General features: G+C 49.2%; 24 protein-coding genes. 1 reads left to right on the top strand and 23 read right to left on the bottom strand.

All coding sequences use genetic code 11. The features are described from left to right. Positions 1-96: 96 nt before the first annotated feature. From RHOM_RS01860 to RHOM_RS01770, 21 genes are all read right to left on the bottom strand, one after another. Entirely contained in the window at positions 97-1,158 is a 1,062-nt protein-coding gene (locus tag RHOM_RS01860; RefSeq protein WP_014078558.1) for a hypothetical protein, read from the bottom strand. A gap of 52 nt (positions 1,159-1,210) precedes the next feature. Then, positions 1,211-1,915 (bottom strand): DNA alkylation repair protein, encoded by a 705-nt coding sequence (locus RHOM_RS01855; protein ID WP_014078557.1) that lies wholly within the window; start codon positions 1,913-1,915, stop codon positions 1,211-1,213. 97 nt (positions 1,916-2,012) lie between these two features. Continuing rightward, positions 2,013-2,228, bottom strand: a complete 216-nt coding sequence (locus tag RHOM_RS01850) for a transposon-transfer assisting family protein (RefSeq protein WP_014078556.1) — start codon at positions 2,226-2,228, stop codon at positions 2,013-2,015. A gap of 1 nt (position 2,229) precedes the next feature. After that, positions 2,230-5,514, bottom strand: a complete 3,285-nt coding sequence (locus RHOM_RS01845; RefSeq protein WP_014078555.1) for a YodL domain-containing protein — start codon at positions 5,512-5,514, stop codon at positions 2,230-2,232. Positions 5,515-5,520: 6 nt separating this feature from the next. Beyond that, positions 5,521-5,799: a hypothetical protein gene (locus RHOM_RS01840; protein WP_014078554.1), complete on the bottom strand. Its 279-nt coding sequence runs from the start codon at positions 5,797-5,799 to the stop codon at positions 5,521-5,523. Next, positions 5,796-7,904: a type IA DNA topoisomerase gene (locus tag RHOM_RS01835; RefSeq protein WP_014078553.1), complete on the bottom strand. Its 2,109-nt coding sequence runs from the start codon at positions 7,902-7,904 to the stop codon at positions 5,796-5,798. The genes RHOM_RS01840 and RHOM_RS01835 overlap by 4 nt, the downstream gene beginning before the upstream one ends. Then, entirely contained in the window at positions 7,891-8,094 is a 204-nt protein-coding gene (locus tag RHOM_RS16795) for a hypothetical protein (RefSeq protein ID WP_009003368.1), read from the bottom strand. Before RHOM_RS16795 ends, RHOM_RS01835 begins: the two co-directional genes overlap by 14 nt. Beyond that, complete coding sequence (locus RHOM_RS01830; RefSeq protein ID WP_014078552.1) at positions 8,091-8,855, bottom strand: DUF4366 domain-containing protein; 765 nt, start codon at positions 8,853-8,855, stop codon at positions 8,091-8,093. Before RHOM_RS01830 ends, RHOM_RS16795 begins: the two co-directional genes overlap by 4 nt. Next, positions 8,845-9,102, bottom strand: coding sequence for a DUF4315 family protein (locus tag RHOM_RS01825; protein WP_009003366.1), 258 nt, complete (start codon positions 9,100-9,102; stop codon positions 8,845-8,847). Before RHOM_RS01825 ends, RHOM_RS01830 begins: the two co-directional genes overlap by 11 nt. Before the next feature lie 28 nt (positions 9,103-9,130). After that, positions 9,131-10,867: a C40 family peptidase gene (locus RHOM_RS01820; protein WP_014078551.1), complete on the bottom strand. Its 1,737-nt coding sequence runs from the start codon at positions 10,865-10,867 to the stop codon at positions 9,131-9,133. After that, on the bottom strand, positions 10,860-11,240 hold the full coding sequence (locus RHOM_RS01815) for a DUF3851 domain-containing protein (RefSeq protein ID WP_014078550.1): 381 nt from the start codon (positions 11,238-11,240) through the stop codon (positions 10,860-10,862). The genes RHOM_RS01820 and RHOM_RS01815 overlap by 8 nt, the downstream gene beginning before the upstream one ends. Then, positions 11,240-13,642: a VirB4-like conjugal transfer ATPase, CD1110 family gene (locus RHOM_RS01810; protein ID WP_014078549.1), complete on the bottom strand. Its 2,403-nt coding sequence runs from the start codon at positions 13,640-13,642 to the stop codon at positions 11,240-11,242. Before RHOM_RS01810 ends, RHOM_RS01815 begins: the two co-directional genes overlap by 1 nt. Further along, the gene (locus tag RHOM_RS01805) at positions 13,599-14,054 is read right to left on the bottom strand and encodes a PrgI family protein (protein ID WP_005335865.1); all 456 of its coding nucleotides are present in this window, start codon (positions 14,052-14,054) and stop codon (positions 13,599-13,601) included. Before RHOM_RS01805 ends, RHOM_RS01810 begins: the two co-directional genes overlap by 44 nt. Before the next feature lie 20 nt (positions 14,055-14,074). Next, positions 14,075-14,944: a VirB6/TrbL-like conjugal transfer protein, CD1112 family gene (locus tag RHOM_RS01800; RefSeq protein WP_005335866.1), complete on the bottom strand. Its 870-nt coding sequence runs from the start codon at positions 14,942-14,944 to the stop codon at positions 14,075-14,077. A gap of 69 nt (positions 14,945-15,013) precedes the next feature. Then, a complete protein-coding gene (locus tag RHOM_RS16790; RefSeq protein WP_118736852.1) occupies positions 15,014-15,085 on the bottom strand; it encodes a hypothetical protein in 72 nt (23 codons plus the stop codon). 105 nt (positions 15,086-15,190) lie between these two features. Further along, complete coding sequence (locus tag RHOM_RS01795; protein ID WP_014078548.1) at positions 15,191-16,861, bottom strand: recombinase family protein; 1,671 nt, start codon at positions 16,859-16,861, stop codon at positions 15,191-15,193. Beyond that, positions 16,862-17,059, bottom strand: a complete 198-nt coding sequence (locus RHOM_RS01790) for a hypothetical protein (protein ID WP_002592708.1) — start codon at positions 17,057-17,059, stop codon at positions 16,862-16,864. A 241-nt stretch (positions 17,060-17,300) separates the two neighbouring features. Beyond that, positions 17,301-18,638 carry a virulence-associated E family protein gene (locus RHOM_RS01785; RefSeq protein WP_002584323.1) on the bottom strand — a complete coding sequence of 446 codons (1,338 nt, stop codon included), beginning with the start codon at positions 18,636-18,638 and terminating at the stop codon, positions 17,301-17,303. Then, positions 18,607-19,251 carry a CHC2 zinc finger domain-containing protein gene (locus RHOM_RS01780; RefSeq protein ID WP_002584324.1) on the bottom strand — a complete coding sequence of 215 codons (645 nt, stop codon included), beginning with the start codon at positions 19,249-19,251 and terminating at the stop codon, positions 18,607-18,609. The genes RHOM_RS01785 and RHOM_RS01780 overlap by 32 nt, the downstream gene beginning before the upstream one ends. A 65-nt stretch (positions 19,252-19,316) precedes the next feature. Further along, the gene (mobQ, locus tag RHOM_RS01775; RefSeq protein ID WP_014078547.1) at positions 19,317-20,897 is read right to left on the bottom strand and encodes a MobQ family relaxase; all 1,581 of its coding nucleotides are present in this window, start codon (positions 20,895-20,897) and stop codon (positions 19,317-19,319) included. A 196-nt stretch (positions 20,898-21,093) separates the two neighbouring features. Next, entirely contained in the window at positions 21,094-21,639 is a 546-nt protein-coding gene (locus RHOM_RS01770; protein WP_002584326.1) for an AAA family ATPase, read from the bottom strand. 337 nt (positions 21,640-21,976) lie between these two features. On the opposite strand from RHOM_RS01770, the gene RHOM_RS01765 reads away from it, so the two are divergent. Beyond that, the gene (locus RHOM_RS01765; RefSeq protein WP_009203541.1) at positions 21,977-22,207 is read left to right on the top strand and encodes a DUF6061 family protein; all 231 of its coding nucleotides are present in this window, start codon (positions 21,977-21,979) and stop codon (positions 22,205-22,207) included. Positions 22,208-22,365: 158 nt separating this feature from the next. Here the strand turns inward: RHOM_RS01765 and RHOM_RS01760 are convergent, their stop codons facing one another. Then, positions 22,366-24,075, bottom strand: a complete 1,710-nt coding sequence (locus tag RHOM_RS01760) for an ABC transporter ATP-binding protein (protein WP_014078546.1) — start codon at positions 24,073-24,075, stop codon at positions 22,366-22,368. Beyond that, positions 24,068-25,831, bottom strand: a complete 1,764-nt coding sequence (locus RHOM_RS01755) for an ABC transporter ATP-binding protein (RefSeq protein ID WP_014078545.1) — start codon at positions 25,829-25,831, stop codon at positions 24,068-24,070. The genes RHOM_RS01760 and RHOM_RS01755 overlap by 8 nt, the downstream gene beginning before the upstream one ends.

Below are 25,831 nucleotides of genomic sequence, written 5' to 3'. Positions count from 1 at the left end.
CTTTCAGATTCAACAGAAGCCTATGATTTGATTTCCAGAAAAACCGCAAATCTGCGAAAGAACCTTATGTGAACGTCATATACATCCGTCAGCATGTTAACCATCCGAGCATGTGAATGTATAACCTTTTTCAATCATTCGCTTCTCATGTTCAGTATACCATTTTTTCGCATACCATTCAGCCTTGTCTTCACCCGGAACGAAGACTTTAGTGTACCCGTCTTTATCTCCCACAATGGATGAAGCAAATGCCGTTTCTGGACAGCCTGTGATGTTCCCAGCGTCATACTTCAAAATTATGTTCTCCGCGATTGAGTAGTAAAAGACACTGGCATCAGATTTATACAGACCATCCTTTGAAAGAGGATAGTTCTTAAATCGTATTTGGTTATACTTTGGATTCATGCCATGAACGAGAGCCTTTTCTGCATCAAGGTTTATCTGGTTAGGTGTTACATCAAAATCCCCAGTGAGTGCTTTCATCCAGTCATTCTCTGAACTGAATCCCGTGAGCATCGTACACATATAGGAATCGATGGTAAATGGCATCAATATAAGTTCTTCACTTTTATCAAAGCTGGGTGATATTACTTTCTCTTCTATAAGCATATCCTGTAGGGCGTGATGTGCCTTAAACCTCTGTGTCAGATTCTCCCCGACACACTCTCCTACATAAAGAACCTCATAGGTAATTGCTGGGGTAAAATCGCTTTGCATGAAAATTTGGAACCAGTCATTACTACAATAATAAATCAGTTCATCAAAAGTAAATCCAATAGTGGAAACAGCTTCACCTTTATCATTAAAAGCGAACAGCCATACTTTCTGCGCTTTCTCCAAGCCCTCTGGTTCCGTTTTTATTCCTGCAAAGCCGTTCAAAGAGTATTTTGAATTTGTCGATGCGGGGATGAAGATACGGAAGGATGTTTTACCCACCTCAGCGTCAAGGATTAAGCAAGATTCATCTGACATTTCCCTTCGTGGAACGAAAACTGGCACTTCTCGTTTGCCTATGATATAGAGGGAAGCATTGTCGAGGCTTTCTTTCTCATTCCAGAGTTCAGGATCGAGTACAGGTGCTTTCTTTATACGGTTGAAATCTTTGATAGAGATAGGCGCGTGAGTTAAGTGTAAATTTGTTTCTAATATATTGTTCATATTTTGTTCCCCCTCAAACTTGAAGTTGTCTATTTCTTTAATATAGCAACAATCATAAATATTTACTTGCTTCCCGAATACTCAATTTATCCATTTTATCCTTGTAAGTCTCAACGAAATTCCTTACCCAATCAGGATTGGTCTTTGAATAGTCCCTCAAACTCCAACCGATTGCTTTATTGATAAAAAATTCAGAACTGCCAAAATTGTTTACCAATATTTTCTCAAGCAACTGTGTGTTTGTTTTATCTTTTCTGCACAGCTGATGGTCAATAGCAATTCTTCGCACCCAAAAATCATCATCTGTTGACCATTCAAGCATTAAGTTGTTTATTCTCTCGTCAAAAAATGCTATATTTCCAACAATTCTGTCCAGCCCATCTATTGTATCCCACCATTGATTTGTTTTAATATACTTTTTTATGTGTGGAACATCATCATATGTTAAGAATTCCTGCATCGCTACAAGATAATCCATCACAAAATAATGGAATTCCCTATGTTCGTCTGCATAACATCTGTCAAGCAAATCCCAGTCAACAACCTTTTTTGTTTTTTCGGCTCTTAGAAATTCCTTATAGATGGATTTTCGTTTCGGTGTTGGTAAACCATAAAATACAAACAGATTTCTCATATATGCTGCCATTTTTGTGGCGTTTTCATCATTTCTATTTGCTTCAAATTTCTCTTTTAGTTCATTATATTTGTCCATCTCTGCTTCTCCAAATTCTGATTTGTTGCTTACATTATAGCTCATTCATCCCTCCAAATATAGTAGGAGTTTGTAAAGAGTTGAGAGAAACCGCCTTCCCATCGAACAGTTTCTCTCACTATGTCATCCCGACACGATAAATTTACTGGTCAAAGTCCGGGTACAATTCCAATTCCGCAAATTCATCATCCGTCATGGTTTGGAGCTTGCAAAGGGCGCTGTCGGTCAGCTCCCTCAGTTCCGTTTCCTCTGGCGAAAGCTCGCCGCGCATCTCACGCAGGCTGTCGATCAATCCGGTGCGGCTACCGGTATTGTAAATGCACATCAGGTTCATTTCCTCAAAAGTGAAGTTTCCCATATCAAATCTCCCTTTCCGCACTCTTTTTGGGCGCTGTCTTTTTGTGTTCTGCCTTGGGCTGGCTTTTCAGCTGCTCCATGACGGACTTTTTCTTTTCCCCTTCCTCCCGATGGGCAGCGGCAGCCAAATCCATGAGGGAAATGGACTGACCGCTGCGGGCCTGCTGTTCCAGCTCTGCCACCGTAGGCTCTTTTGCGCCATTGTTGATGATACCGTCGATCATGCCGTAATCGTCCTCCACGGCCATCTCCGCATTTTTCAGCGGATTTTCCGGCAGGAATCCGGGGATCTGGGTAAAACCAACACTGTCACAGTAATGACAGGATACCTTACCCTCCTGCTTGATCGCAACGATGTCACTGACACTCATAGAAGGACTGTGAAAATCCGCCGGTTTTTGCAGATTAAACTGCTCATATAGTTTTTCCAGCTGCTCCGGTACCGTGCCAGACTCCCTCAGCGGAGCAGTGTAAATGAGATCATAATTGCTACGGTCTATGGAAATGTCATGGGACTTTAGCCAGTCCAGATTCATAAAGCGCACATTCTGCGGATCGTCACGGCTCACCTGATAGATGGCAAAGCAATCTCTGTTCTGAGCAAGAAATGCCTGTTCCCGTTCCTGCTGATGTTCCTGGCGCTCCATGACCTTTTCGTGGAACTGAGGGCTTTTCTCCCATTCCTCACGGTCCACACCGAAAATGCCGCCATGATCCATGATCTCCTGTGGGTCAAACACCATGCTCTCCGTATTGTCCTCATGCAGCACATAGACAGTCAAACCAGCGGCATCCAGTTCCAGCGCCCGTTCTCTGGTGACAGGGAGCATCCCATCATAGAAGTAGCCGTATTCCTGCATATCCGGTGTGGATACCTGCTCATCAGGCATAGGGTATTCATCCAGCGCCTGCTCTTGTGCTTCCGGCAGCTGAGAAGAAGCAGCCATCTGACTGGCCTCTGCCTGCATCTGCTGGTAGGCAGCTTCCTGCAAGGTCTCAATCATGGACAACGGTGCGTATTTTACCGAGTCTCTGCCCAAATCGTTGTCATCACAAATCTGGAGAACTGCCTTCATGCGGGAAATCTCCGGCATATCCAGCTGACCACCATCCAACTCTTTCATGGACGCGGCATCGTAAAGGGTATAGTCCCAGCCGCTGTCACAGGACTGGATATGAAGATAGGTGGCATCGTCAATCAGAAACAAAGCCTCCTGCTGGTTGGCATCCGCCCCCAGCACTTCCATTTCCGGCATTGCCGCAGCCAGTTCCTTTACCGCTTTTTGCACCAGAGGATTATCACGGTAATAGTCGATTGCCTGGATGGTGTCCAGGTCAATGGTCTGGCCGGTCAAAATCGGAAAAGGTCCTTCATAGTCGCTTCCGTCTTTCAGCTCAAAACCAATGCCCTTGATCCCGTTCATTCGCTCTACTGGAATCTCCTGATAAATGCGGACAGCTTCCTCCAAAGACAGGTTATCGTGGTATTCTCCGAGGTTTGGAAATTCCATGCACTCTGCTACATAGTAGGTCAGATCGCCGGTCGGCAGCCTATCAGATACCTTAATGGCATCTGCTGGCTGCTCTATCGGGGCGGTTTCCGGCTCTACCTTTGCATGAGGGTCGATTCCGCGCTCTTTGCAGATTTCCTTATAGTGGCGCTCAATGTCGGAGATCAAAGTGCCGGAGGTTTTGTTGATGGTCTCCAAACTGGCTCTCAACTCTTTCAGTTCCTTGCCCTGACTCCAACTGGCAATATAGCCAAAGCTATTTTCTCCAGTCTCGATGCCAAAATATTTGCAGACTGCATAGGAGATGCTTTCAGCCTCCACTTCTTCCGTGTGACGGTTTTTGATTGCCTGTTTTTCTGCGGTTGCATCTTCCTCAACTGCAAGACGCCATTCAAACTGATTTTCGTCCACATAACGCCAATCCATATCAGAAGCAAACTGTTCGGCTTCTTTTTCTGTGGCAAAATCCAACTTGAAATCATGTTTGGTTCCACCTTCACTCTCCTGCACAACCTTCCATGACGGTAGCATTTCATATTTTTTAGGGTCATGGAGCTTGCTGTGGGCAATCTCATGAACCGTGGCCGAAACTGTCTGCACCTCACTCATGCCCTGACGAATGGCAATTTTCTGATGATCAGCAGAAAAATAGCCGTCCGTATCAGCAGCCATTGCTTCAAAAGTAATCGGCACCGGTGCGTTGCGGCGCAGGGCCTCCATGAATGCCTCATAATTTGGCACATTGCCGGAAAGGGATGATGCAAGCTCCGGCAAAGGTTTCCCGTCGGTCTGACTCACATCAAAGACCTTGACAGGGCGGAACATGGGAATCTCGATTTCTTTTTCCTCTGTGACGATCTTTCCGTCTTTATCCAGAATCGGAGCCTTGGTATCTGGGTCCAGCTTCTGCTCCTCGATTTTCTTCTTATACGGTGTGGGAGCGATGATGGTAATGCCATGCTCGCCCTTTTTTACATGACGCTCAAACTGGTCTTTCCACTTATTGTATCCGGCTACCAATGTGGCGTCCGGCTTCTGCATATAGATGAGCATGGTGTTGTTTACCGAATAGCGGTGGAAGCGGGACATGACGGACAGATAGCGCATATACTTTTCACTCTCAAACAGTTCTTTGATGCCCTGCTCGATGCCATCTGTGATTTCCCTTAGCCGTTCTCGGTTGGTGGGTTTGTTCTCAGCCATGATTTTCAATCTCCTTTCCAAGTGTGTGATTTCTGCTGTGTGTTCTGCAATCCATGCCTTTTGTTCTTCTTCACTTTCATAAAGAAAAAGGTCCAGCAGGTATTCTACATAGGCTTTCTTCTGGATTGCTTCCACAAAACGGGGGTGCGGTTCTTCCTCCGGTGTCCTGGGAGAACGGTCGGCTTCCCATTTTTTCAGCAGATAGTAGTAATCGGACAGTACGCGATAACAGCGCTGTCGATCCTCCCGAAACTTCTGTGCCTCGGTTTTTTGCCGGACATATCTCCTGCGGGGCGGGGCCTGACTGTCATAGATCAGGCCAAAGTCCTGCGCCAGTTTCTCCGCCGCTTCTTTTGGGGAGAGGTCAAAGAGCTTTGCGGTAAAGTCGATCACATCCCCATCTTCACCGCAGCCAAAGCAGTGGAATCGCTGGTCTACCTTCATGCTGGGGTTCTTATCATCGTGAAAAGGACAGCAGGCCATGCCATTTCGCCTGACTTTTATCCCATAAAACTCTGCCGCTTCTCTGGTGCTGACTGACAGCTTGACTGCTTCAAATACATTCTCTGCCATGTGCCTTTAACTGCTGGGCTTTCTCACAGGAGGCTGGTATCCGGCAGCTTTCGCACGCTCACTGGCAGCTTTGCGGCGCTCGGCGCTGTATGGCTCCCTGACTGATACACACCGCTTGGGGACGGTAAAGTTATGGGCGTCCTTTCGGGTGATCTGGTCGGGGTGCTTTTTTGCCAGCAGTTCCAGCTTCTCCATCAGACGGGGATCGTGGGTGTAGACCTCAGCCATTGGTTCTGCCTGGTTATAGAGGAGAATGGTTTCCCGTTCCACTAAAGAGAGCTTCATCGGCTGCCTCCTTTCCGCTGGTCAAATTCCAGCTTGAAGTTGGCGTACTGTCCATCATCCTCCAAAACCACAGCGGCATCGTAGGTCTTTCCGGTTTTCTCCGAATATAGCCCCGTCACACGGACACAGCCATCGTTCAGCAGCGCAGACACCACAGCTTTGGTCGGCTGTTTTTTCTTGGCAGCCCACCATTTGTTGTTTTTCCAGATTGCAAATTTGCAAGAATCATTCTGACAGAAGAAGCCTTTTTGCAGTTCTGCAACTTCACCGCCGCAGCGAGGGCATTTGCCCACCACCTCGCGGGGCGGAGTGAACAGGTACTCAGTTCCCTTGATGACCTGATAAGTCCCCACCAGATCTTTCAGCATGGTGCTGATCCCGTCCAGAAACTCCTCCGGGGCAAGCTGCCCGCGCTCGATCTCTCCCAGGCGGTACTCCCACTCGGCAGTCAGAAGCGGCGATTGCAGTTGTTCCGGCAGCACCGTGATAAGGGATACTGCATCGTGGGAAGGAAGAAGCTGCACCGTTTTTCTGTTCTTTTTTCGCTCCAGAAAACCGGCAGATACCAGCTTTTCCAAAATACCGGCACGGGTGGCCGGTGTCCCCAGACCTTTTCTCTCAGCATCCTCTGGCATATCATCTTTCCCGGCAGTCTCCATTGCGGACAATAGGGTGTCCTCCGTAAAGTGCTGAGGCAGACTGCTTTTGCCTTCTTTGACGATTGCCGCAGAAACCGAAAGTGTCTGTCCTTCGGTCAGCTCCGGCAGGGCTTTCTCTACGCCCTCTTTTTTCGGCTCTGTATCCTTCATTTTGGCACGATAAGCGTCCTCCAGTGCTTTCCATCCGGGATGCTTCACTGTTTTTCCTTTTGTGGTAAACTCCCCACCGGCACACGCTGCAATCACAACGGTTTCCGAATAGATATGGGGCTGGGCTACGGCGCACATCAGACGCAGGGCCACCAGCTCCAGCACCGCTTTTTCTCCCGCAGGAAGGGCAGAAAGGTCTGCATCCTTGAGATTTCTGGTAGGGATTACTGCGTGGTGGTCGGTTACTTTCTTATCGTTGATTACCGTCTGCGGATCACAGGTAATGGCGATTCCTTTGCGAAACGGCATAGCATTGGCAACCAGATTGACCAGCACCGGCAGGCTGTCTGCCATATCGCCAGTCAGATAGCGGCTGTCAGTACGGGGATAGGTGCAGAGCTTTTTTTCATACAGGCTTTGCAGATAGTCCAGGGTCTGCTGGGCTGTAAATCCAAGCAGGCGGTTGGCATCTCTTTGCAGAGTAGTCAGGTCATAGAGGGCAGGCGGCTTTTCGGACTTTTCCTTGCACTCCACCTTTTTGATTGTGACATTTACACCCTGACAGGCTTCTTTCAGCTGCTCAGCAGCAGCCTTATCCGCCATGCGCTCCCCGGATACGGTAAGACCGGGCAGCTCCAGCGCCACGGTATAAAAGGGAATCGGCTTAAAGGTGTCGATCTCAGCTTCTCGCTGAACAATAAGCGCCAGCGTCGGGGACATCACGCGCCCGATGTTGAGGGTTCGGTGATACAGCACGGAAAAAAGCCTTGTCGCATTGATCCCCACCAGCCAGTCGGCCTTGGCACGGCAGAGGGCAGCATCCCGAAGTCCGTCATAGTCCGCACCGGGGCGCAGGTTTGCAAAGCCTTTCCTTATGGCGGAGTCCTCCATCGAAGAAATCCAGAGCCTTTTCATCGGCTTCTTGCAACCTGCCAGCTCATAGACGCTACGGAAGATCATCTCGCCCTCGCGTCCGGCATCACAGGCATTTACCACTTCCGTCACATCCGGGGCATTCATCAGCTTTTTGAGAATATCAAACTGCTTTTTCTTATCTTTTCCCACCACCATCTGCCAATGTTCCGGCAGGATAGGCAGATCATCATATCGCCACTTGGCATACTTTGGGTCATAGCTGTCTGCATCCGCAAGACCGGCCAGGTGGCCCACGCACCAGCTGACACGCCAGCCGTTGCCCTCCAGATACCCGTCCTTACGGACGGTTGCACCGATCACAGCCGCCAAACTCTGGGCAACTGATGGTTTTTCGGCAATTACCAATTTATGTTGAGCCATGATGGTTCCTCCTCTCTTTGAGCCATCGGGACATTTCCCGGTGACAGATACCTACGCAGGGTCTTCCATAATTCCCGCAACCATAGCAGGGGTGGCTGTGGGGTAAAGAAGGAGGACGGGAAGTTTCCTTCCCGCCCTCCGGCCTGCGTGTCATCATACGTTCATAGGGACTGTCTGTGAAACGGGTCATTTCACACTGTCCTCATCATCTTCTTCTGTGCTGCCCCCGTCAGCATCCGGTTCTTCCGACTCCTCATCCTCGGTTTCCCATTCCTCGGAATCTTCCTCTCCATAATCATAATCGTCCAGACTGTCATTGCCCTTGGTCTTAGGCTTATTCTTAACGAGCTTCAAGTAGGCAAATACGCCACCGCCACCAAGCAGAGCCAGCAAAAGGACTATCGCAGCCGGGTTCAATCCGGCAGGCTTCTCTTTTTCCGGCTCCGACGTTTCTGCCGGAGGTTCCGGTGCTTTGCCCGTACATTTACTCTTATCAGTTGCGCAGACCGGGCAGGCCGTATTGACTGCCCCTGCTTCACATTTTGTTGAACAGCTGCATACCGCAGGCATCTCCTCTTTGGGTTTTCCATCTTCCATCAGCGCCGCAAGGTCTGCATCGTCCACCTGATTCAGAAAGTGAACAGCAGTCTCCTTGTCCTCATTCGCCCTATCAATCAGGATGTAAAAGTAATTTCCAGCTTTGGTCGTAACAGTAATAAGCTGCTTATTGCCTCCAAAATCATCCACCAATGCCGCATTCCCCTCCGGTGTAAGTGCCGGTGCCGGTTCTGTTTCTTCCACAATCACATTGCTGTCATTGGTAGAATCCTCTGCCGGTGCCGCCGGAGCCTGTTCTGACCCCTGTGCGAAAGCAGGGATCGTAAAGCCAAATGCCACAACCATTGTCAGGCAAAGGGCGGAAAGTGTTTTGCAAATTCTTTTATTCTTCATAAGCGGTAACCTCCTGATTATTTGATTCCGACAGTGCTGTATCTCTGCCGTGGTTCATTCCACCGGAAAGCATAGCGTTCAGCTGTGCTGGAGTCATGCGTAACGCACGAACCATCTGAACGATTTCCAGATTCTCTGCCTCCGTTTTCTGTGCTTCCAGGGTCTTGAGCTTTTCCTGATATTCCGCAATCTTCTCACGGGTTTTCTCAATTTCCTGGTCGATACGTTCAATTTTATTTTTTGCCATAACCGTTCACTCCTTTCCACAAAGTCTGTTACCAGTTCATCAGGCCGTAGCCCTTAATACTTTGATAATTCAGGTCATAACTTTTGATCTTGCAGGCATCGCCGGAATTTCCCTCCACCGTATAAACACGGCTGCCATCCGTACCGATCACGATACCCACATGGTCTGCTGTCCCATCTAAATCCCAATCAAAGAAAATTGCATCTCCGGGAGCCAGATTGTTATAGCCTCTTGCACCCCATTGTCCATGAGACTGGAACCACGGAACGCCCTGCCACTCACAGCCTGCAAAGCGCGGCTCACTTTTTCCAGCCTGGTTATAACACCAGGATACAAAGCAGGCGCACCACTCCACGCGGCTGTCAAAGCCATACCAGCTCCAATAAGGATAGCCGCCCACATTGCCGACCTGACGCTTGGCCAGCTCCACCAACTGCGGATTTCCGGGACGGGTTCCATTTACAAACTGTACACCGGTCAAGTCCTCGGAATTGCTCATGTCAGGGGAACCACCGCCAAACAACAGCGGCTTATTGCCCATGGTCTGCCGGTAAACCTGATACATTTCCATCTGCTCCGGGGTCAGTAACTCCGACGCCACAGCGGAAATGGGCTTGCTGGTGAGTTTCACATTCAAAATGTAATACTCATAGGGGACTTCTTCTGAGGTGGTCTCGCCGGTCTCCGGGTCGGTGGAGGTCTCCGTGCGGTAGCGAATCTCCACTTCCTCAGTAAGCGTCAGCTGATACTGTGCTGCAAACACACGCGCCAGCTCTGCCTGAGCGCTCTGCCGGGTGTAACCTTGCAAGACGGCAGACAGAAATGCTGCCAGCTCATGAGGGTCATGGCCGATCATACCAAGGTCATAGCGATACTCGTCATACCCTGGGTGGCTGCTTTCAATGTTGTCGATTTCCTCCTGCAACTGGACTTCTTTGGCTGCATAATCTGCCTCCACTGCCAGCATTTCCGGGTCATCCGACGGATAAGTGGTGCCGGAGAGAACGGAACCGATGCTCTGCGCCATCATGGAGCAGGAGGACATGGTATTCATCAGCATACAGGTAATGAGGAACAAAACCCCTGCCATCAGGAAACCCTTCTTGTGGCGCACGACGAACGCCCCTGCCTGCTGTGCCTTTTCTTTCACCGTCCTTGCGGCTTTTCCGGTTTTGGACGCAGCCTGGGCGGTATTTCCGGCAGTCTGACCGGCGTGTTTGGCGGCGGCATACTGCCTTTTGATGGCCTGCTTTTGCTGCCAGCGGGAAAGCGGATTGCTGGCAAACTGGGGATTTTCCTGCAAAGATTTCTGGTACAGAACATTTACATTTGCCTTTTCCAGTTGGCGCTCTGCTTGGGCTGCTTTGCGGTACGGCTTCAGCTTGTGGCTGCGATAGCCCTCCCGCACCAGATAAGCGCCGGTCTCCACCGCTTCCTCGGACTTGTGGGCGCTTTCCACGCCCACATTGTCCTGCTCTGTTTCCCGGATCTCTTTGTGGAGCTTGCCTGCGACCAGATGGACGGGAGCTTCCCTGACTCCTTGAGAAACTTTGGAAGGTGGCTTTTTCTTGTCCTCAAAGGTCAGCTTCGAGGTCTTTTTTCCGGTATCCGGGTCAATGACCGTCTGCCTGACCTTTTTCTTTGGGATATTGGCCTGCGCCTTATCTGCTCTGGCCGCAGCTTTCTCCGCTTTACGGATCGGCTTTTCCAGTGCAGGATCAGACCGTTCCTCATCAGTAAAGCGCAGGCGCGGCTCCTTATTCAAACCATTCTCCCAGCATGAGGGAGGACATCATGTAGTGCAGCTCTGCATAAATGGCCATTCCCACCGGATCGTTGAACATACAGCCGGACAGGTAGGCATAAAACTGTGCCACCACATCGGACAGGATCTTCGCTTCGGTTCCTTCCAGAACCAGACCGCCCATACCTTCCTTGGCACGGATGGTGCTCCAGACCTCTGCCAGACGGAGTAGCCCCACCTGACCGGTCTCATTCAGTTCGGCTGCCTGATCTGCCGCCGTGCGGCACTCACTTACCGCATCGGCCATGACTGTAAGCAGCTGGCTGCGCTGGGCATTTACCGCCCTGTCAAAAAACATCAGCGGATTCTTATTCAAAATGTTGGGGTTCATCATCATTCATCCTCCTTCTTTTTCAGTTCCTGGGGTTTGGTAGTCATAATGCGGTAAAGTTCGGTGTTCTTCGGGAAGTGATCCACAAACGGCAGGATCGTGGAGCCATAGAACAGCAGGCCCTCGCCCTCACCGGAGTGGGTCACATAGCTAAGCTGGTGCGTGGAAATCCCCAGTTGCTTCGCCAAAATCTGACGGTCTCCGCCTGCCTGGTTAAGCATATACACGAAGTCCGAGTTTTCAAAGATGTTCTCTACCTCGCGGCTGCTCAAAAGGTCTTTGACATTCTGGGTGATACCTGTCGGAATACCGCCCCATTTTCTGAATCGCTTCCAGATTTCCACCGTATAGGCGGCGGTCTGCTCCTCCTTCAAAAGCAGGTGCATCTCGTCGATGTAGTAACGGGTGGACTTGTGGGCGGCACGGTTGATGGTAACGCGGTTCCACACCTGATCCTGTACCACCAGCATACCGATTTTTTTAAGCTGCTTGCCCAGTTCCTTGATGTCGTAGCAGACAATCCGGTTATCAATGTCCACATTGCTCTGATGATTGAACACATTCAAAGAACCCGTTACATAGATTTCCAATGCCGTTGCAATGTACTGAGCTTCTTTTTCTTCCTGCTCCCGCAACAGGTTATAAAGGTCCTCCAAAATCGGCATATTCTCCGGCTTCGGGTCATTGAGATATTCGTTGTAAACCAACCGTACACAACGATCAATAATGGTTTTCTGCACCGGCTGCAAGCCCTCCTTACCGCCCACGATCAGCTCACACAAGCTGAGGATAAAGTCAGACTTGAGTGACAGCGGGCTTTCATCATCCGAATAGTCCAGATTCAGATCCATCGGATTGATATAGTTGGTTGAAGTAGGTGAGATCTTGATGACCTGCCCATGCAGACGCTCCACCAGAGGTGCGTACTCCGCTTCCGGGTCACAGATAATAACATCATCACTGGTAAGCAAAAAGCAGTTGGCAATTTCTCGTTTTGCGCTGAAGGACTTACCGGAACCCGGCGTACCCAGAATCAGGCCGTTGGGGTTTTTCAGCAGCTTTCTGTCCACCATGATGAGGTTGTTGGACAGAGCATTGATACCGTAGTACAGAGCTTCTTTCCCGTTCTGGAACAGTTCCTGCGTAGTAAAGGGCACAAAGATAGCTGTGGAACTGGTGGTCAGTCCTCGCTGAATCTCAATCTGATTGAGACCCAGAGGCAGACAGCTCATCAGCCCTTCTTCCTGCTGGAAGTCCAGCCTGGTCAGCTGACAGTTATACTTCTGGGCAATAGAGCCTGCCTGAAAGATGTTGTTGCCAAGCTGACGGGGATTGTCCGCTGTGTTCAGCACCAGAAAGGTCAAAAGGAACATTCTCTCGTTGCGGCTCTGCAAATCCTGCAAGAGTTTTTTCGCTTCACTGCCGTAGGTAGCAAGGTCAGATGGAATGATGTCCATGTCGTATCCGGCACGGACTGCTTTTTTCTGTTCCTCGATCTTGCTGCGGTCCAGGTCGGTAATCTTTCGCTTTACCGTTTTGATGGCTTTCACCTGATCCACCGACTGAATGTGCATACTCACAATGAGCGAACTTTCCATATCCAGAAAATCAGCCAGCAAACGGTCATTCAGCTCCGGTGCGAGAATCTGCAAAAAAGAAACAGCTCCGTATTTCTTACCCATACGGAACTGCTTGCCGGTGCGGAACTCAAAGGAGCTTGGTGCAATAAAATCCTTTGTGGACAGACCAGAAGGAGCCAGCCAGTCCCATTCAAACTGAAACGGGAGTTGTTCATCCATGTGGAATACCGCATGAAGCTGAAAAAGCCTTTCTTTACCGTCCAGCGTTCTGGCAGCTACACCAAGACGCTTGAAGTTATTAAGTATATCGGTCTCAATACGCTCCAGACGGGGCTTGGCGGCTTTGATGCTGTCCGCGTCGATACCAAAGGTCAGGTATTTGGTCTTGATGAGACCGTTGTTACCTCTGGCCAGCTGATTTTGCAGCATTGTGGTGTATTCCTCGCGGATACTGTCAAAGGCGTCCCTCTGGGGCGGGATGGAAATGGAGTTAGCAAAGGTCTCCTCCGATGCCGCAAGGTTCAAAAAAGACAGCTGGAAATGAATCGAGCTGTCAAAATAATTGAGGAAATCACACCACCCCTCAAAGATTGCCGTCTTATCTTCGTTTTGGGAGAGCTGATAGTTGATGTCCTGAAACTGGATGGTCTTTGTGTAGTGGCTGTCCGATATGCGGCAGATTCCGTCCGGCCACATCCGTTCATAAGGGATACTGTCCTGCGCAGATTTTCCTTTTTTGTCCGTGCGGTTAGCGCGGGCAATGGCCGCTTCGATCTGCTTCTTATCGGCGCGGGACAGTTTTTTCTTTGTCTTTACCGGCTGCACAGTTTTTTCCTCGGTTTTTCCGAACATCCGATGCAGCCATTTTTTTATTGCGGTGAACAATGTCATACACCTCCTTATCGAGCATTTCCTGCCGCTTTAATACGGCATAAAAGTTGTTGGTCTGGTAAGGTCGCTGCTTTGGACGGATCACAGCTACTTTGAGAATGTTGCCCACGATCTTTTCCAGGGGCTGTCCATGCTTTTCGTACATAGCCAGCATAAAGAAGGGCAGCATAACCAGCATCATACACATAGCCGCTACACTGTTTCCGGTAGGTTTTCTGAGCAAAAAGAAAAGCGGTACGCCAATAAGCGCTCCGCCCGTGAAGCAGATAAGCTGCCGCTTGGTCAGATTGAACATGACCTTTGTTTTGACTTTTGTTAAGTCCTTGGGTACGGGTACATAAGCCAATGTGGAAACCTCCTTCCGTTTTAGTGCGCCTGAAAGACTGATTTGGCGAGACTGCCGGTTTTGAACAGCGTAAAACATAGCAGTACAGTGTAGCCCACGCAGCTCCAGATTGCCATGATGATGTCATCTTCCATAGCGATGTTCTGCACCAGCACAGCATAAATTGCCACGCAGACGATAATGAGAAACGCCTGAAAGCCCAGTGCCAGCAGGGATCGGAGGTAATTCTGTCCCATACCGCCCCATTCTTTGCCCATCATTGCAGCCATTGGAACGGGAGCCACCGAAGTTACAAGGTAGATCTCGATCATACGGCCATAAATAACGATAAAGATACAGATATACAACGCCCACATGGTAATGCCAATAAAGAGGGATTGGAACCACAGTCCGAACAGCGGTCCCAAATCCATTTCCATCAGCCTCGGTTCCAAATCGGTCATAACTGAGGAAATGTCAATGGACGCATCCGAATTGATAATCCCTGCCGCCTGCGCCACCACGCTCTGCGCCATATCAAAGACGCCCATCACGATATTCCATGTGTTTGTGACAATGAGGATGGCGGCAGCTGATTTGAACACCCACTTGAAAATCATCCAGGTATCCACATCATGCAGGTTGTTCTTGTCTGCAATCATCTGGATCAGGTCTACGGTCATAACGATAGCCAGGATCACACCTGCAATCGGCACCATGATGGAGTTTGACAGATTCTCAATCATATTGAAAATACTGCCATTCCATCCCTGTGGGGTCTGTCCTACCTGTACGGATATATCCGCGACCTGTTGGTTTACGCTGTCAAACATCCCCGAAAGGTTGCTCATAATACCGCCCACCAGCATTTCTTTCAGCCAATTTGTCAGGGCTTCAAGTAAGAAATCCATACGGTGTCAACCTCCTTTCCGCCGCCCCCGCAGAGCTGCGGGAGCGGCAAGGATTTCATGCAGGAACGCTTAGACAGAGAACAGCCCGGAGAGCAGAGGTACAAGAACCATACCAACAACGGCTACACCAGCGCCAGCCATGAGCTGTTTTATCCCCAATTAGGTGTAAAACTCTGCTCGATGGCGGGCGGCGGCGTACAAAAAATCTATATGGTGTTGTTAAGAGAACCGTCCCGGCGGGACAGGTCAGGCAGTGACCTGTTCCACCTCCGGGATGGGTTTGAGATTAAAATGAATTTCGATAGAAATGTGTCTTGTTTTATCTTCGTCAATGCGCTCATGCACGACGATTTCTTTGATTAAGCGGTTGAGGGTGGCTGCGTCCAACTCTGTGATGTTGGCGTATTCCTGAATGGCTTCCACCCATTGTTTTGCGTCATTGGCAAGCTGGACTTCATCGGACAGCCGCTTTCTGCCCTCAGACACTTTTGTTTTAAGCTCCGTCTGCTCGGTCTGTGTCTTTTCCAGCATGGTGTTGAAATTCTGCTCACTGATACGCCCTGCAATCATATCCTCATAAAGCCGCATGACCATTTTGTCCAGAACCTCAATCCGTTCCTCGTCCCTTGTAAGGGAGCGTTCCATTGCTTCCCGCTGTTCACGCTGCTCGGCTTCACAGGTATTGGTCAGGCGGTCGGCAACCGCTTCCCCGTCCATCAGGGCAGCTCTGGCACATTCCCGGATTTTCCGCAGTACATGGCTGTAAAGGGTGTCATAATCAATCCGGTGCTGGGTGCAGTGGTTCTTTCCAAAGGCATTGTAGGTCTTGCAGGAGTAAATCTGCTGGGGATATTTTGCGTTTGTGTAGCGTATCGTCAGCGACTTCCCACACTCGCCGCATTTTATCAGTCCGGCAAACAGGCTGATTTCATTGGTCTGCCCCGGACGCTGGCGGGATTTCAGCTTGTTCTGCACAATGTCAAAGCTCATGCGGTCAATCAGCGGTTCATGCTGTCCCTCCACCACAATCCAGTCCTCCGGCTTCTTTTCCCCAATCGTGCCGATTTTGAAGCGGTAGTCCTTTTTCTGGGAAGCAATCGCCCCGGTGTAGACGGGATTCATCAAAAGGTCTTTGATAACGGAGAAGTCCCACATATACCGCCCGTTTTCCGGGTCTTTCTTTTCCCATTTGGTGCGGGTATTGCGAAGCCCCCGTTCCCGGTTCCACCATGTAGGGCAGGGGATTTTTTCTTCCTCCAGCCGTCTGCGGATATAGTTGGGACCATGACCGTTCAGGGCATATCCGAAAATCAGCCGCACAATCGGGGCGGTTTCCTCGTCAATGAGCAGATGGTTTTTGTCCTCCGGGTCTTTCCGATACCCAAAGGGGGCAAGACACCCGGTAAACTGTCCTTTCTGCGCTTTCAGAAGATAGGAGGAATGGACTTTCTTGGAAATATCCTTGCTGTACATTTCATTCAGGATATTCTTGAACGGGGCAATGTCGTTGTTATCCCGCAGGGTGTCGATGCCGTCATTCATGGCGATATAGCGGACACCGTTTCTTGGGAAAAAGTCCTCAATCAAATGCCCGGTTTGCAGATAATTACGCCCCAGTCGGCTGAGGTCTTTCGTGATAACAAGGTTGATCTGCCTGCGCTCAATGGCTCTCAACATTCTCTGTAGGTCAGGACGCTCCATGTTAAGACCTGTGAAGCCATCGTCCTGATAGACTGCCACAACCTCCCATCCCTGCTTTTCGCAGTATTTTTCCAGCATATCACGCTGGTTTGCGATACTGGCACTTTCGCCTTGCAGGTCATCGTCCTTTGACAGCCTGCAATAGACCGCCGCACGATAACCCCCGGCAAGTGCCGAACCGATTGTTCTGTATTCCATTTCGTTCATCATAGCCATTTACCCACACAATCCAGACGGTATCTGGCTCTTTTGAACCTCATCTTCATTATAGCCTATATCTTTCTTTTTAGCAAGATATTCTTTTGCATTTGTCTTTCCGTATTTCTGGGAAATCAGGCTGACGAACACATCAGTGGCGTCAAGCTCCCCGTCAAATACAGTGGTCACATGAATCTCTGTTTTGTTTTTTGCCATAGGCAGTTATCCTCCATACATGAAAATAGCCAGACAGAGGGTGTCGGCAACGAAGTCCGGCAACGGACTTCAAAAGACCTTGCAAACAATCTCAATCTGGCGATGGTTACTATTTATACTTTTCTTTTATTTTTTTGTTGTTTTGGTTGTTATAAGGGAGAAAAGCCCGGAAATAAGGGGTTTTTCCCGGCAACCGGCTCGGCAACGGGATAACAACAGGGGGTGCAACGGGCTGTCCTTTTCAGAATGGAAGCTCCATCTGTTCTGTGACCTCCACAAAACCGTCCATCGTTTTTTCAGACGGGTTGCCGGAGTCCGTTGCCGGGTTTTCACGCTCCCAGCCCTTTTGTCTGCCATATTCGGAAAACATTCTTGGGTTTGGGAAGTACCGCCAGCTGGAAATGCACTGGTTCATAATCTCGTTGATTTCCCGGATTTCCCATTGCTTCGGCTCGTCAAAAGCATGGTTCAAGGCTTCCTTATAGAGCTGCTTGGAGCAGACCATGCTCCCGGTGTATTTATCAAGATACGCCTGTATCATCCCGGCTTTGGTGTCCTCCGGCATAAAATCCCGCTGGTGTTCTTTGAGATACCGCTGCATGGCGGGGCTGAAAGCCAGCTTGAACCTGCCGCTTTTATAAATCTCCATCGCTTCCGCCCACATCTGCCCGATATAGGCTCTGGAAGCGGCTTCATCCTCCAAAATGTGAACTTCCGCCTGCTCCGGGTACACCATGACCGGGATAAAGCGGCGGTTGCCGGAACGGTCAAGGGGCAGGAAGTCAAGGGCATTGGAAGTGCCGCCAAACACGCACTGACGGGGGCGGTCTGCCGGGTGGGTTTCATAAGGTATCTTGTAGACCTCTTTCTGCCGGCTTAAAAATGACTTGATTTCCTCAATGCTCTTGGCGTTGGCGGTTGCCATCATTTCCGACATTTCAATAATCCAGTGACCTTGCAGCTTGCGGTACACATTGTCATCGTCCAGCTTCCGCAAATCATCGGAGAACCACTCGTCCCGGACTGCCAGCAGCCGGAAGAAGGTGGACTTTCCAGCCCCCTGACCGCCTACCAGACAGAGCATGATTTCAAACTTGCACCCCGGCTGAAAGGCTCGTGAGATTGCACCCAGCAGGAACAGCTTCAACGCTTCATAGGTGTAATCGTCTGCGTCAGCCCCCAGAAAGTGCCGCAGGCAGAAGCGGATTCGCTCTGTCCCGTCCCACACAAGGGTATTGAGATAGTCCCGGATGGGATGGTACTTGTTTTCATTCGCCACAATCCCGATGGCGTTATCAATCTTTTTCTCATTGGTAAGCCCGTAGGTTTCTTCCAGATAAAGAAGCAGATACTTCATGTCCGTATCGTTCAGGGCGGTGCTTTCTCTGTGAAAACCGATGGGCTTTATGATGTCCTTGCGGTCAGTCAGGATGTTGTATGCGATAGCCCCTGAAAGCAGAGGGTCACGTTGGAATACGGTCAGGCAGTTCCGTATGCTCTGACGGACACCGCCTTTCTCGGTGGTTTCCAGCCCCGCCTTGATTTCCTCAACGCTCTGGGGCGGCTGCATGGCGTTCATAGTGTTTTTTAGTTCTTGCTGCGTCTGCGGCTGCAAGTTCTGCCATTCGCTGTTCAAGCTGTATCACATCCTTTCCGTAGTCCGTAATCAAATCCGCTTTTTCCTCTGTTTCCCCGAACAGCAGCACATCCAGCAGATATTCCACTTGGGCTTGCTTCTGTAAGGCTTCCACAAACCGGGGATGAAAGGCTTCCTCCGGGGAGTGCGGGGCGTAGTCCGTTCTCCATGCCATCAGCAGATGGAGATAATCGGCAAGAATACGGAAGCAGCGATTCTTTGCTTCCTGAAACTGTTCCTCCGGGGATTTCTGCCGGGTCTTGGGCTTTTTTACCTTTCCCGGCGGTTTCCAGTCCTCATAGGAAAGCCCGAAGTCCTGTGCCAGCTGTACGGCGGCTTCTTTCTTTCCCAGCCCATACAGGGCGGCGGCAAAATCAATCACATCCCCATCCGCACCGCAGCCGAAGCAATGGTAACGCCGATCCAGCTTCATGCTTGGGGTTTTATCGTTATGGAACGGGCAGCAAGCCATCCCGTTCCGACCTACATGGATTCCATAATACTCCGCAGCCTGTCTTGTTGTGACGGACTGCTTCACAGCTTCGAATACATTCAAATCTATCCCTCCTTGAAAATAAGAAAAGCACCTGACATTCTCTAATTGAAAATGGCAAGTGCCTGTTAAAGTTCCATATCCTGTTGTCTGTGTTTCTCCTGTGCCGGGGCGGTTCTTTGTGCTTTTTTCTCGTCAGTCTTATCCTGCAAGACTTCTTTGATGGGCTGCTTCTTGGGCGGCTCTTTGCTTTCCTCTGTGCCGGGTGTGGCTTTCCGTACCCAGTAGCGGATGTCCCGCAGCTTCTTCAAATCCTCCTGTACCTCGGTCAGTGGTACTTTCAGCTCTGCGATTTCGCTGAGAAGCGTTTCCTGCTCCTGTTGCAACTCATTTTTCGTTTTATCCTTATCGTCCGGGTGCTTGGCAAGGTAGTCAGCGGCTTTCTCATACCGGGCAACCTCCGGGTGTTCCTGTTTGAATTTCCCCTTTATTTTCTTAAAAAATATCTTCTGGTACTTCTCATAGACAGCCTTACATTCCTTGCAGTCTGTCCGGCTGGCAAGAATCCCGTCAATCACTTTGCTCCGGGCTTCCTTTGGCTTCATCTGATTGCGGTAATCTGCGGCTGATTTCCCGGAAGATTCCAGAAACGCTTCTAAGTCCTCCACAGTGGAAAGCCCCTTTTGCCGGAGATAGGACAGGGCTTCGCTGACTGCCTTTAAGTCCTGTGAAGTTCCCCGGTTCTGTCCAGCCCTTGTCCAGTCCTTCCGTTCTTCCTTTCGTATCTCCATATACTTCATCAGCAGATTGGGAAGAAGTGTCGCTTCCTCCGCCGCCTTTTGTGCAAGCAGCTCCTTCCGTTTTTCTCCCAGCTCGGTAATCCAGCCTTTGAGGTTTTGGATAAGCTGCCGGATGGACTTCATCAGGCGGTTGGCGGCTCTGATTTCCCGGTTCAGGTTGCCGATATTCGTCTGGATACCTCGCTTTTCCATCTGCCGGACAGCAGTCCCCTCATGGACAGTGGGGACTATATCAAGCCCCTGTCTGGCATAGGAACGCAAGTCCACACGCTCCGGGCGGTCATTGGCGTCCAGATAGCGGTTCTGGATAACCTCCCATTCATGCCGCCAGATTTCACAATACTTCTGGTCGTTCCAGTCCACCGTATCCTCCTTGTGGCTTTTCCACCTGCCGGACGGCAGCTTTATCCGTTCCCCATTCTCGTCAAGGTCATAAACCTTGCGGCTCTTGGGAAGCCATTTTCCATGTTCATCCATTGCCCGCATGGTCAGCAGGACATGGGCGTGGGGATTGTGTCCCGGCGGATGGGGGGCATGGATGGCAAAATCAGCAATCATGCCTTTGGAAACAAACTGCTGTTCACAAAACTCCCGTACAAGGACAGCGTACTGGTCGGGCGGTATCTCTCTGGGAATGGTAAGCACCCACCGCCTTGCAAGCTGGGAGTTCCATTGCTTTTCCACCGCTTCGGCGGCATTCCATAAAGTATTGCGGTCTGCATATTCCTGTGGAGCATTTGCCGGGAGCAGGATTTCATTGTGGACGATACCACGCTTTTCCGGGTAGTGCTTTACTTGCTGGTCGTATTCACAGAACAGCTTTTCGCCGCTTTGGTAAGCAGCGGCGGCAACCGCAGACTGCCGCTGGCTGCGCTGAACAATCGTGATTTCGTTGTGTGGACAAGGCATTTCGTGTCCCTCCTTTCGCTAATTGGTGGATGGGGTGGCGTTTTACCACCTCATTTTGGGCAGAAAAAAAGCAGGAGACCTTTTTCAGATTTCCTGCTCGGTGTGCCACTGTGTGAGCGGCGGGTATTTAGTTGTAAAAGTTCGGGACAAGTTGACCCGATGTAAAGCTAACAAACTGGAATTGCACCAAAACAATCTAAGACAACAACGCTGCCCTACTTGCGATTTTTTCTTGTACTGCGGAAACAGTTTCTTGAATGGAATAAGTGGTCGTATCTATAACATTCGATTCATATATTCCCAGATTGCAAAATTGCTCCCACATGGTTTCTACCAATTCGATATTTGTCTTTCGGTCTAACTTTGAGCGTTCAACAGCTCGCTTCAAGGTTTCTTCCTTACTTGCCCTTAAAATAATATAATGCACCTCATAATGTTCCCGAACAAGACTTTGCCACGGCTTTAAAAACCACGGTCCGATAATACCGTCAACAATTACATCATATCCACCACGAGCATATCGCTTCGCAGCTTCTAAAAACGCTTCAATGACAATCAAATTTTGCTCATTTGATTCTGGCAAATGCGGTGGTATTGCCCCTTTACTCAAATAATGATAAAAGTCATCTGTGTGCATATGCACAGACTTTTCCAAATCTGATTCTTTTGCAACAGCAGATGCCGTTGTAGTTTTTCCTGTCCCCGGCGCACCTGTGATTACAATAATTCTACCTTGATTCATCTATATTTTACCTCCACAAATTACGATTTTCTTAATTCTACAAACTTGAATTGAGATTTCATATATTCAAAGGGATTTAATAACTGTTATATTTTATTATCAAATATCTCTCAAGCCCTTGAAAACACTAAGTTTGTCGCAGGTGAGCTTTCCCTTATTGTTTCCCTTGTATTATATTGTCCCATGAGTTTTTACGAACTCTGATAAGGGAAAAAACAAGGGAAAGAAAATCTTATAAAATAGTATAACACAAAATAAAAGTGACATGGGGAACTGATTGAAATGCTTCTGATTTTTGCAACAAATGATTGATTGAACGATAAGGAGATTTGATACGATGAGAACGATATTTGCAGAATACAATCCACAACGCAACAGCATTGATGTTTATACTTCTGCTGGCTATATGCTCCGCATTGACTGCTGGGAAGCGGAGAAGAATTTAACAACTACTCCCGGATCTGACTGTGCATTAAACGCACTTGCCATTGATGAACCACTTGAGTATGCAAGATTGTATCTTGATGGAACGATGCAAATGTGGATAGATGCGGAAGATTCCTTTTAGGTATACGCAAGAAACGGCGGCTCTGATTTCTCAAAACCGCCGTTAGGATAATAACTTAAAATAGGCGCGCAAAATCACCTGCCCCAGCCAGCGTTTTTTTCTTTCCCCGTAGTCGGGGCAGGTTCATGCGCTATGCAATTATTCTTCTTTAGCTTCTATCAAGCCGATATTTTTTGCTCTGCGTTCCACATAGCAGCATATTTTCCGCCTTTCGCAAGCAATTCCTCATGGGTTCCAGATTCAGCAATCCTGCCATCACCCATTACAAGGATTTGATCTGCATTTTTGACGATGGAAAGGGTATGAGCAATCATTACCACAGTCTTTTTCTCTTTCAGCAGATTGGCGATGGCCTGCTTTACTGCCAGTTCGTTCTCGATGTCAAGGGACGCTGTTGCCTCATCCAAAAGCAGGATTGGGCTGTTTTTCAGGATAGCGCGGGCGATTGAAATTCGCTGACGCTCACCGCCAGAGAGAAGATTTCCATTCTCGCCAGTCGGCGTATCGTATCCCTTTTCCATCTTACGGATGAAGCTGTCACAGTTAGCCTCCCGGCAGGCAGCCTCGATTTCCGTGTCCGTAGCATTAGGGCGAGCGTGTCGGATATTATCCCGGATGGTATCGTCAAAAAGAAATATGTCCTGGTCTACCATAGAAACTTGCTCCAGTACACGCTCTGCGGCAACATGGTTAATGGGTTTACCGCCAATAGAAATCGTCCCGCCCGTTGCTTCATAATATTTTGCAATCAGGTTCAAAATAGTAGATTTGCCGGAGCCAGAGTCTCCGATAATGGCCGTGAGCTTTTGATCTGGCACCGTAAAGGTGGCGTGTTTTAGTACCGGTTCACCGGGAACATATGCAAAATCTACATTGTCAAATGTGATTTCATGGGTAGCTGTGTGAAGCGGCTCCATGCTGCCAGTTTCCTCCGGCTCATTCATTACACTCAAGATTTTGTTTTTCGAGATCATCAGGTTCTTATAACTGGTGAGGTCTACAAAAATCGAATTAGCCAGCTTTGCACAGAACAGGGGCAGCATACAAATCAAAAGGTAGTCCACCGTGTTCAGTGTCCCTGCGACCCAAGGTGCATAGGCCAGCAAGATAACCAGCGGGCAGGACAGCCAACTCAAAATACCAAAGACCGCACCAATAGGAAGCACTTTTGATTCGTACACAAAGCTGATCCGACAGAACTCCCGCATAGCGTTGATAACGGTTTTATTCTTCAAACCACCTACGCCATAGGCCCGGAAAGTTTGAATACCAGACACATACTCCACAATGCTGCTGACATTCTCTGCACAAATATCATTCTTTTCTTTACCATACTTCCGAACCATACGGAAGGAAAGCCACAGTCCAGGGATCAAAAGCAAGTCGGCAATCAGCAGGATAATTCCGGCAGGCACATAAATGGTCATCACAAAAATAATCAGCATGAGCGAAAGTGCAAAACTCTTTGCCATATCACCGATCTTATGGGTCAGGATTTTTTCATAGTTGTTTACATCGCTTGTGATGGTATTGATATAATCGCCGGTCTGTCCCTGGGTAAACCGGGAAAGCGGGATACGCTTCAAATGGTCGCCCATAAAGAGGCGGGTATTCTTGCTGACCTCTGCACCGCCGATCTGCGCTTTGGTATAGCCATAGCTGTAAATTAGGATACGAAGAAGAAAAACCACCGCGATCATACAGGTCAGAACCAGGACACGGTTCATGTCAAATTGTCCCGACCACAAAAACTGCATGACAGAGTAAAGCAGCATAAACAGGCTGCCGGAGAGAAGCCCTTCCAGAACAGTCCCGCCAACGCCAATATAAAAATTACGGTTCTTTTTCAATACATCATGCTCACTCATGCTGCTCGCCTCCCTCCAACTGATAAGTAATATTCCGGGCTGTTTCGTAGTCCTCCCACGCCTTCCGATAGTAAGCATTGTTCTTTCGGACTTCCTCATGGGTTCCGACACAGGTAATTGTGTGATTTTCAACCACTGCTACACGCTCGCACATCTTCAACGCGCTCAAACGATGGGCTACCACAATGACAGTCTTTCCCTTACAGAGATTTTGAATGGCTTTGTCAATCTCCATCTGATTTTCCGGGTCAGAGGCGCTTGTGGCCTCGTCTAAGATCAAAATGGGGGCATTCTTCAGGATAGCGCGGGCAATGGCAATCCGCTGTTTTTCACCGCCGGAGAAGCGAGAGCCGAAGCTGCCCACCTTCGTGTCATATCCATCCGGCAAAGACATGATGAAATCATCAATCTGCGCCTCTTTTGCGGCGGTCCGTACTTTTTCCAGAGTGGCGTTACTGCCCATGCGGATATTTTCTAAAACGCTGTCACGGGTCAGGAAGGTCTTTTGGAACACAATGGCGACATTTTTTAGGATAGTATCATAATTGAGTTCCTTTACATTTTTCCCGCCAATCAGCACTTCGCCCTCCTGCACATCATAGAACCGGGAGATCAGCTCAATCACGGTACTTTTACCGGCACCAGACTGTCCCACAAGGGCCATGCGTTCACCATCTTTAATTTTGAGATTAACGCCTTGCAGTACATCGGTCTTGCCATCATAGGAAAACCGAACATTCCGAAGTTCAATATCGTGATTTTGGGGAAAGTCCGCTCCACCCTCATAAATTGGAATATCCAGTATCTCTTTGGTCTTAGTAACAGCGTTCAGCACATTGGCAAAATTAGTCCCCAGTTCCTGCAGGGGGCGTATTTCCGTCAGATACATGGAACCTACATAGACGAACAGCAAAAATGCGCTGGCAGCCAGTGAGCCTTTCAGGAAAAACATTCCGCCGATTGGAACCATCATCAACATCCCACATTCGATGATAACAACAAAGGCCGCATAAGGTGGCCCCATGCGCCGGGAAGTTTCATTCCACATGGCGTTTTCTTCCTGGATAGCGTCTGAAAACTTTTGAAACGATTTGCTCCCCATGTTATAGGCTTTAATCAATTTCATGCCGCTGATGTACTCAATCATAACCGAGTTCAGTGTGGTAATGGAGTGATTGGCCCGTTCCATCAGGTCATCCGTATTGCGGAACATCATCCCCATTACAACAACAGCAAGGATCAGCGGAACCAGGGAAATCAATGCCAGAGGAATATTGACGGTCATCAGATAAATAAAGATGACTACCGGCCCCACCAGATAGCACACAAGGTCAGGAAGGTTATGGGCCAGAAACAGCTCCAACTTTTCAATATCTTCATTCAGAACCGTTTTTATGTCCCCGGTGCGCCGTTCATTCAAGGCCCCTAAAGGCGCTCTGGCCATGTGTTCTGCAACCATGCAGCGCACTTTGAAAAGAGCGCCATAGGCCCCTTTGTGGGCTGCTACGCCGGAACAGCCAAACAGGGCAAACCGCAAAGTTACCGCCACTGCAATCATTACCACGGTATGTACAACAAGTTCCTGCGTGCAGGTATGATTGAAGGTGGCGTCCATCAGCCGGTAAATTCCAATGTAAGGGACGATAATGCAAAGACCGCTGACCGCCGATAGAAAAATTGCCAGGAACAGCCAGATTTTTTGCTCACCGGCCCAGTGGAGCAGCAAAGCTACTCTGTTTTCTTTTTTCTGTTTCAT

Origin of the sequence: Roseburia hominis A2-183, assembly GCF_000225345.1 — a bacterium.
Classification (GTDB): domain Bacteria; phylum Bacillota; class Clostridia; order Lachnospirales; family Lachnospiraceae; genus Roseburia; species Roseburia hominis.
The sequence above is the reverse complement of the archived record's forward strand: the minus strand, read 5'-3'. Positions and strand labels throughout refer to the sequence as shown.

What these genes read in the sequence shown, in the direction of transcription:
- RHOM_RS01830 (WP_014078552.1), bottom strand. Translation starts at nt 8,855, where the DNA reads ATGAAGAATAAAAGAATTTGCAAAACACTTTCCGCCCTTTGCCTGACA.
- RHOM_RS01785 (WP_002584323.1), bottom strand. Translation starts at nt 18,638, where the DNA reads ATGAACGCCATGCAGCCGCCCCAGAGCGTTGAGGAAATCAAGGCGGGG.
- RHOM_RS01800 (WP_005335866.1), bottom strand. Translation starts at nt 14,944, where the DNA reads ATGGATTTCTTACTTGAAGCCCTGACAAATTGGCTGAAAGAAATGCTG.
- RHOM_RS01840 (WP_014078554.1), bottom strand. Translation starts at nt 5,799, where the DNA reads ATGAAGCTCTCTTTAGTGGAACGGGAAACCATTCTCCTCTATAACCAG.
- RHOM_RS01835 (WP_014078553.1), bottom strand. Translation starts at nt 7,904, where the DNA reads ATGGCTCAACATAAATTGGTAATTGCCGAAAAACCATCAGTTGCCCAG.
- RHOM_RS01845 (WP_014078555.1), bottom strand. Translation starts at nt 5,514, where the DNA reads ATGGCAGAGAATGTATTTGAAGCAGTCAAGCTGTCAGTCAGCACCAGA.
- RHOM_RS01795 (WP_014078548.1), bottom strand. Translation starts at nt 16,861, where the DNA reads ATGGCTATGATGAACGAAATGGAATACAGAACAATCGGTTCGGCACTT.
- RHOM_RS16795 (WP_009003368.1), bottom strand. Translation starts at nt 8,094, where the DNA reads ATGACCCGTTTCACAGACAGTCCCTATGAACGTATGATGACACGCAGG.
- RHOM_RS01850 (WP_014078556.1), bottom strand. Translation starts at nt 2,228, where the DNA reads ATGGGAAACTTCACTTTTGAGGAAATGAACCTGATGTGCATTTACAAT.
- RHOM_RS01755 (WP_014078545.1), bottom strand. Translation starts at nt 25,831, where the DNA reads ATGAAACAGAAAAAAGAAAACAGAGTAGCTTTGCTGCTCCACTGGGCC.
- RHOM_RS01860 (WP_014078558.1), bottom strand. Translation starts at nt 1,158, where the DNA reads ATGAACAATATATTAGAAACAAATTTACACTTAACTCACGCGCCTATC.
- RHOM_RS01760 (WP_014078546.1), bottom strand. Translation starts at nt 24,075, where the DNA reads ATGAGTGAGCATGATGTATTGAAAAAGAACCGTAATTTTTATATTGGC.
- RHOM_RS01770 (WP_002584326.1), bottom strand. Translation starts at nt 21,639, where the DNA reads ATGAATCAAGGTAGAATTATTGTAATCACAGGTGCGCCGGGGACAGGA.
- RHOM_RS01790 (WP_002592708.1), bottom strand. Translation starts at nt 17,059, where the DNA reads ATGGCAAAAAACAAAACAGAGATTCATGTGACCACTGTATTTGACGGG.
- RHOM_RS01855 (WP_014078557.1), bottom strand. Translation starts at nt 1,915, where the DNA reads ATGAGCTATAATGTAAGCAACAAATCAGAATTTGGAGAAGCAGAGATG.
- mobQ (WP_014078547.1), bottom strand. Translation starts at nt 20,897, where the DNA reads ATGCCTTGTCCACACAACGAAATCACGATTGTTCAGCGCAGCCAGCGG.
- RHOM_RS01815 (WP_014078550.1), bottom strand. Translation starts at nt 11,240, where the DNA reads ATGATGAACCCCAACATTTTGAATAAGAATCCGCTGATGTTTTTTGAC.
- RHOM_RS01825 (WP_009003366.1), bottom strand. Translation starts at nt 9,102, where the DNA reads ATGGCAAAAAATAAAATTGAACGTATCGACCAGGAAATTGAGAAAACC.
- RHOM_RS01765 (WP_009203541.1), top strand. Translation starts at nt 21,977, where the DNA reads ATGAGAACGATATTTGCAGAATACAATCCACAACGCAACAGCATTGAT.